The sequence below is a fragment of the Allobosea sp. CER48 genome, assembly GCF_044752385.1.
In the GTDB taxonomy this organism is placed as follows: domain Bacteria; phylum Pseudomonadota; class Alphaproteobacteria; order Rhizobiales; family Beijerinckiaceae; genus Allobosea.
In genome coordinates, this window is sequence record NZ_JBIWYK010000207.1 from 1 (window position 1) to 5,532 (window position 5,532).

The window sequence follows — 5,532 nt, forward strand, 5'->3', positions numbered from 1 at the left end:
AGTCTCGTCGAAGGCGTACCCGGCGCCACGTACGGTACGAAGCGGGTCTTTGGAATTGGCGGGCGTGATCGCCTTGCGCAGCCGGCCGACATGCACGTCCACGGTGCGCTCGTCGATATAGACGTCGCGCCCCCAGACAGCGTCGAGCAGCTGCGCGCGCGAGTAGACGCGCCCGGGCGCCTGCATCAGGAATTCCAGCAGCCTGAACTCGGTCGGTCCCAGGTGCAGTTCGCTGCCGGCACGGCGCACACGCCGCGTCGTGCGATCGAGCTCGAGGTCGCCGGCTGCCAGCAGCCCCGCGACATGGCCGGGCTTGGCGCGGCGCAGCAGCGCCTGGATGCGGGCGATCAGCTCCGGCAGCGAGAAGGGCTTCACCACATAATCGTCGGCGCCGGTCGCGAGCCCGCGTACGCGCTCGGTCTCCTCGCCGCGCGCCGTCAGCATGATGATCGGCACGCGCTCGGTGTCGCGGCGCGAGCGCAGCCGGCGGCAGAGCTCGATGCCGGAAAGACCGGGCAGCATCCAGTCCAGCAGCACGAGATCGGGCGTGTGGTCGCGCAGATGCAGTTCCGCGTCGTCCCCGCGCGCGACGCTATCGACCTCGAAGCCCTCGGCTTCGAGGTTGTAGCGCAGCAGCAGGGTCAACGGCTCCTCGTCCTCGACGATCAGGATGCGTGCGGCCATGATGTCCTGCTTCAGTTCCCGGTGATCGCCTCGACCTCGATATTCGTCGTGTCGAGCTTCGGCCGGTTCACGTCGAGCGAGTCGCCGGTGATCAGGTAATGGATGGTCTCGGCGATGTTGGTGGTGTGGTCGCCGATGCGCTCGATGTTCTTCGCGCAGAACAGGAGATGCGTGCAGAAGGTGATGTTGCGCGGATCCTCCATCATATAGGTCAGGAGTTCCCGGAACAGCGAGGTGTAGAGCGCGTCGATCTCGTCGTCGCGGCGCCAGACCTCGAGGGCCTTCTGCTCGTTGCCGGCGGCGTAGGCGTCGAGCACGTCCTTGAGCTGCGCCTGGACCAGGCGGCTGATATGCTCGAGGCCGACGACGGCGCGATGCGGCGGCTGGAACTGGCCGGCGATGGCGACGGCGCGCTTGGCGATGTTCTTGGCGAGATCGCCGACGCGCTCGACATCCGCGGCGATGCGGATCGCCGAGATCAGCTCGCGCAGATCGTTGGCGAGGGGCTGGCGCCGGGCGATGGTCAGTACCGCCTTTTCCTCGACCTCGCGCTGGAGATTGTCGAGGCGCTGGTCGGCGGAGATGATCTTCTGGGCGAGCGCCGTGTCGCGGCGCACGAGCGCCACGGTGGAATCGCCCAGCATGCGCTCGGCCATGCCGCCCATTTCGGCGAGGCTGCGGCGGATGCCTTCGAGGTCGGTGTCGTAGGAGCGGACGATGTGGTCGGTCATGGCGTTGTCCTCCGGCGCATCGGGCCGAAAAGTGGAAACCGGTTTTCGGGCAAGCCGATGCGAAACTGAAATGCCGCTCAGCCGAACCGGCCGGTGACGTAGTCCTGCGTCTGCTTCTTGGCCGGGTTCATGAAGATGGTGTTGGTCGGTGCGAACTCGATGACCTCGCCCAGATACATGAAGGCGGTGTACTGCGAGATGCGCGCCGCCTGCTGCATGTTGTGGGTGACGATGGCGATGGTGAAGTCGCTCTTGAGCTGCTCCAGCAGATCCTCGATCTTGCCGGTCGAGATCGGGTCGAGCGCCGAGGTCGGCTCGTCGAACAGGATCACTTCCGGCTTCTGCGCGATGGTGCGCGCGATGCAGAGGCGCTGCTGCTGACCGCCGGAGAGGCCCATGCCGGAGCTTTTCAGCTTGTCCTTGACCTCGTCCCAGAGCGCGGCGCGGCGCAGCGCGCCTTCGACGCGGTCGTCGAGTTCGGATTTCGGCGGCTTCTCGTAGAGGCGGATGCCGAAGGCGACGTTGTCGTAGATCGACATCGGGAACGGCGTCGGCTTCTGGAAGACCATGCCGACGCGCGACCGCAGCTCGTTCACGTCGACATCGTTCGAGATGATGTTGCGCCCGTCGAGCATGATCTCCCCGGTGGCCTTCTGCTCGGGATAGAGCGAGTAGATCCGGTTGAAGATGCGCAGCAGGGTCGACTTGCCGCAGCCGGACGGGCCGATCAGCGCCGTGACGTGCCGGTCACGGAAGTCGAGGTTGATGTTCTTCAGCGCCTTGTGCTCGCCGTAGTAGAAATCGAGGTTCTTCACCGCGATCCGGACGGGCGCCTCGGCATCGAGCGACTGGGGAGAGAGTTCAAGGGTCGAGAGCATCGACATGGTCCTCAAGGTCGGATGCGACCGGGTTGGATTCAAGCGCTAATTACTTCCCGCCGGCGACGATGCGGCGGGCGACGATCGAAAGCAGCAGGATCGAGACGGTGATGATCAGCGATCCCGCCCAGGCGAGCTGCTGCCAGTTCTCGTAGGGGGCGGAAGCGAACTGGTAGATCGTGACCGGCAGGTTCGAGACGCCGCCGACGAGCGAGGGCGAGAACCAGAAGTTGTTGTTCAGCGCGGTGAAGAGCAGCGGCGCGGTCTCGCCGGCGATGCGGGCGAGCGCCAGCAGGATGCCCGTCACCATGCCGGCCTTGGCCGCGCGCCAGGTCACCGAGGTGATGACGACGGAGGGCGGCGCGCCGAGGGCGGCCCCCGCCTCCCGCAGCGGGCCCGGCACGAGGTTCAGCATGTCCTCGGTGGTGCGCACGATGACCGGGATCGCGATGATGCCGAGCGCGACGCCGCCGGCCCAGCCCGAATAGCCGCGGAACGGCTCGACCAGGATCACGTAGACGAACAGGCCGATCAGGATCGACGGGGCCGAGAGCAGGATGTCGTTGATGAAGCGGATGAGGTTGGCGAGCTTGGAGCCCCGGCCGTATTCCGCAAGCCAGGTGCCGGCGAGCACGCCGATCGGCGTTGCGATGGCGATGCCGAGGAAGGTCAGCACGAAGGAGCCGACGATGGCGTTGGCGAGGCCGCCGCCTTCGGTTCCCGGCCCGGGCGTCACGGCGGTGAAGGTGGCGACGGAAAGCCCGCCGATGCCCTTCACCAGCAGCATTCCGAGGATCCAGAACAGCACGAAGATGGCTGCGAAGGTGAAGCCGGTGGCGATGACCTTCATCAGCCGGTCGGCCGTGCGGCGGGACTGGCGCACGCGCCCCCAGGGGGCGTGGGGCAGTTCGCGGGGCGTGGTCGTCATGGTCATGGACAAGGACCTCAGTAGCGCTTGACGCGGGCGACCAGCAGCCGCGCGATGACGAGGACGACGAAGGTGACGAAGAACAGGATGCAGCCGAGCGCGATCAGCGCGTTGAGCTGCAGGCCCATGGCCTCGTTGAATTCGTTGGCGATGCGCGAGGCGATGGTCGAGCCCGGATCGAGGATCGAGGCCGAGAGCCGGTTGGCGTTGCCGACCACGAAGGTCACCGCCATCGTCTCGCCGAGCGCACGGCCGAGGCCGAGCATCACGGCGCCGATGATCGAGACGCCCGCCTGCGGCACCAGCACATGGCGCACCACTTCCCAGGTGGTCGCTCCAATTCCATAAGCGCTCTCGCGCAGCACGGAGGGGATCTGCTCCAGCATGTCGCGCGTGATCGAGGCGATGAAGGGCACGATCATGAAGGTCAGGATCAGGCCCGCGGTGAAGATGCCGAGGCCCGAGGGCGAGCGCGAGTAGAGGATGGTGCCGAGGACCGGCATGCCCTCGACGATGTTTGAGACCGGGATCTGCACATAGGCGGCGAAGAGCGGCACGAAGACGAACAGGCCCCACATGCCGTAGATGATCGAGGGCACTGCGGCGAGCAGCTCGATCGCGGTCGCGACCGGCTTCTTGAACCAGGCCGGCGCAAGCTGCGTCAGATAGACGGCGATGCCGAGCGAGAGCGGCACGCCGATCAGGAGCGCGATCAGCGCGGTCGAGAGCGTGCCGACGATCGCCGGCCAGGCACCGTACTGCTCGTTCTGGGTATCCCAGACGCTGGATGTGATGAAGCCGAGGCCGAATTCGCGGAAGGCCGGCCAGCCGCCGATGATCATCGAGATCATGATGCCGGCGAGCAGCACGAGCACCAGCAGCGCCGCTGCGAAGCTCGCATTGCGGAAGAACAGGTCGAAGCCCGCCTTCGGCGTCCTGCGCGCGACCGGCCTTGCGCCGGGAATGCTCGTCATGTCGGTTGCTGCGGTCATCCGCGGAGGCTCCGTGTCGTGGCAGAAGCGATTCCAGGCCATGCGCGCGGCCCGGGGCTCGCCTCGGCCCTCATCCCGAAGGGCGCCTCGCGAGCGCCGCCCCTCGGGATGAGGGCTTCTGGAGTGGCGGCGAGGCGGGATCGACCCGCCTCGCCCTGTCCATCGGCAGCGATCAGAAGATCGGCTTGCCGGCGGTGTCGGTCACGCCCTTCCAGGCGTTGCGGACCTGATCCTTCACGGTCGGCGGCAGGGCGACGTAGTCGAGGTCGCTCGCCAGCTTGTCGCCGTTCTTGTAGGTCCAGTCGAAGAACTTCAGCGCGGCCTGAACCTCTTCCGGCTTCTCCGGCTTGGCATGGACCAGGATGAAGGTCGCCGAGGTGATCGGCCAGGCATCCGCGCCCTTCTGGTTGTTGAGCGAGATGCCGAAGCCCGGCTGCTCCTGCCAGTTGGCGTTGGCGGCCGCAGCCTGGAAGGCCTTCTCTTCCGGCGCCGGGAAGTTGCCGTCGGCATTCTTCACCAGGGCGTGGGAGAGCTTGTTCTGCTTGGCATAGGCGTATTCGACATAGCCGATCGAGTTGGCGACCTGCTTCACCGAGGCGGAAACGCCCTCGTTGCCCTTGCCGCCGATGCCGACCGGCCACTGCACAGACTGGTTGGCGCCGATCTTCGACTTCCAGTCGGCCGAGACCTTGGAGAGGTAGTCGGTGAACACGAAGGTCGTGCCCGAGCCGTCCGAACGATAGACCGGGTTGATGTTGGCGTCCGGCAGGGTGACGCCGGCATTGAGCGCGACGATCTTCGGGTCGTTCCACTTCTTGATGTCGCCCAGGTAGATCTGCGCGATGATCTCGCCGGAGAGCTTGAGCTTGCCCGGCTCGACGCCGGCGATGTTCACGGCCGGAACGACGCCGCCCATCACGGTCGGGAACTGGATCAGGCCGTCCTTGGTCAGGTCCTCGCCCTTGAGCGGGGCGTCGGTCGCGCCGAAGGCCACGGTCTTGGCCTTGATCTGGCGGATGCCGCCACCCGAGCCGATCGACTGGTAGTTCAGCCCGGTGCCGGTGTCCTTCTTGTAGGCCTCGGCCCACTTCGAATAGATCGGGAAGGGGAAGGTCGCGCCGGCGCCGGTGATGTCGGCGGCCTGGGCGGAACCGGCGATCCCGGCGGCGAGGGCCGCGAGAACGAGAATCTTGCGCATTGAGATGTCCTCTCTGGGTCGCTGTTGACAGCTGCCCTGTCAGAACACCGTCTATATGACAGCCGGATGACATTTCGTCATGAAGACTGTCATCAACGCCGCCTTGCGCGCATGGCTGCCG

General features: G+C 66.3%; 6 protein-coding genes. All 6 read right to left on the reverse strand.

Annotation, left to right across the window (positions count from 1 at the left end; all coding sequences use genetic code 11):
- Positions 1–684 (reverse strand): phosphate regulon transcriptional regulator PhoB (gene phoB / locus ACIPIA_RS09480; protein ID WP_400508875.1); only part of this gene is annotated, 684 nt, incomplete at its 3' end.
- An 11-nt stretch (positions 685–695) separates the two neighbouring features.
- The gene (phoU, locus tag ACIPIA_RS09485) at positions 696–1,415 is read right to left on the reverse strand and encodes a phosphate signaling complex protein PhoU (RefSeq protein ID WP_400508877.1); all 720 of its coding nucleotides are present in this window, start codon (positions 1,413–1,415) and stop codon (positions 696–698) included.
- A 77-nt stretch (positions 1,416–1,492) separates the two neighbouring features.
- Positions 1,493–2,299 (reverse strand): phosphate ABC transporter ATP-binding protein PstB, encoded by an 807-nt coding sequence (gene pstB / locus ACIPIA_RS09490; protein ID WP_038359773.1) that lies wholly within the window; start codon positions 2,297–2,299, stop codon positions 1,493–1,495.
- Between the two features lie 43 nt (positions 2,300–2,342).
- Positions 2,343–3,227, reverse strand: coding sequence for a phosphate ABC transporter permease PstA (gene pstA / locus ACIPIA_RS09495; RefSeq protein ID WP_400508879.1), 885 nt, complete (start codon positions 3,225–3,227; stop codon positions 2,343–2,345).
- Positions 3,228–3,238: 11 nt separating this feature from the next.
- Complete coding sequence (gene pstC, locus ACIPIA_RS09500; RefSeq protein WP_400508881.1) at positions 3,239–4,213, reverse strand: phosphate ABC transporter permease subunit PstC; 975 nt, start codon at positions 4,211–4,213, stop codon at positions 3,239–3,241.
- A 172-nt stretch (positions 4,214–4,385) separates the two neighbouring features.
- Entirely contained in the window at positions 4,386–5,411 is a 1,026-nt protein-coding gene (gene pstS, locus ACIPIA_RS09505; protein ID WP_400508883.1) for a phosphate ABC transporter substrate-binding protein PstS, read from the reverse strand.
- Positions 5,412–5,532 lie beyond the last annotated feature (121 nt).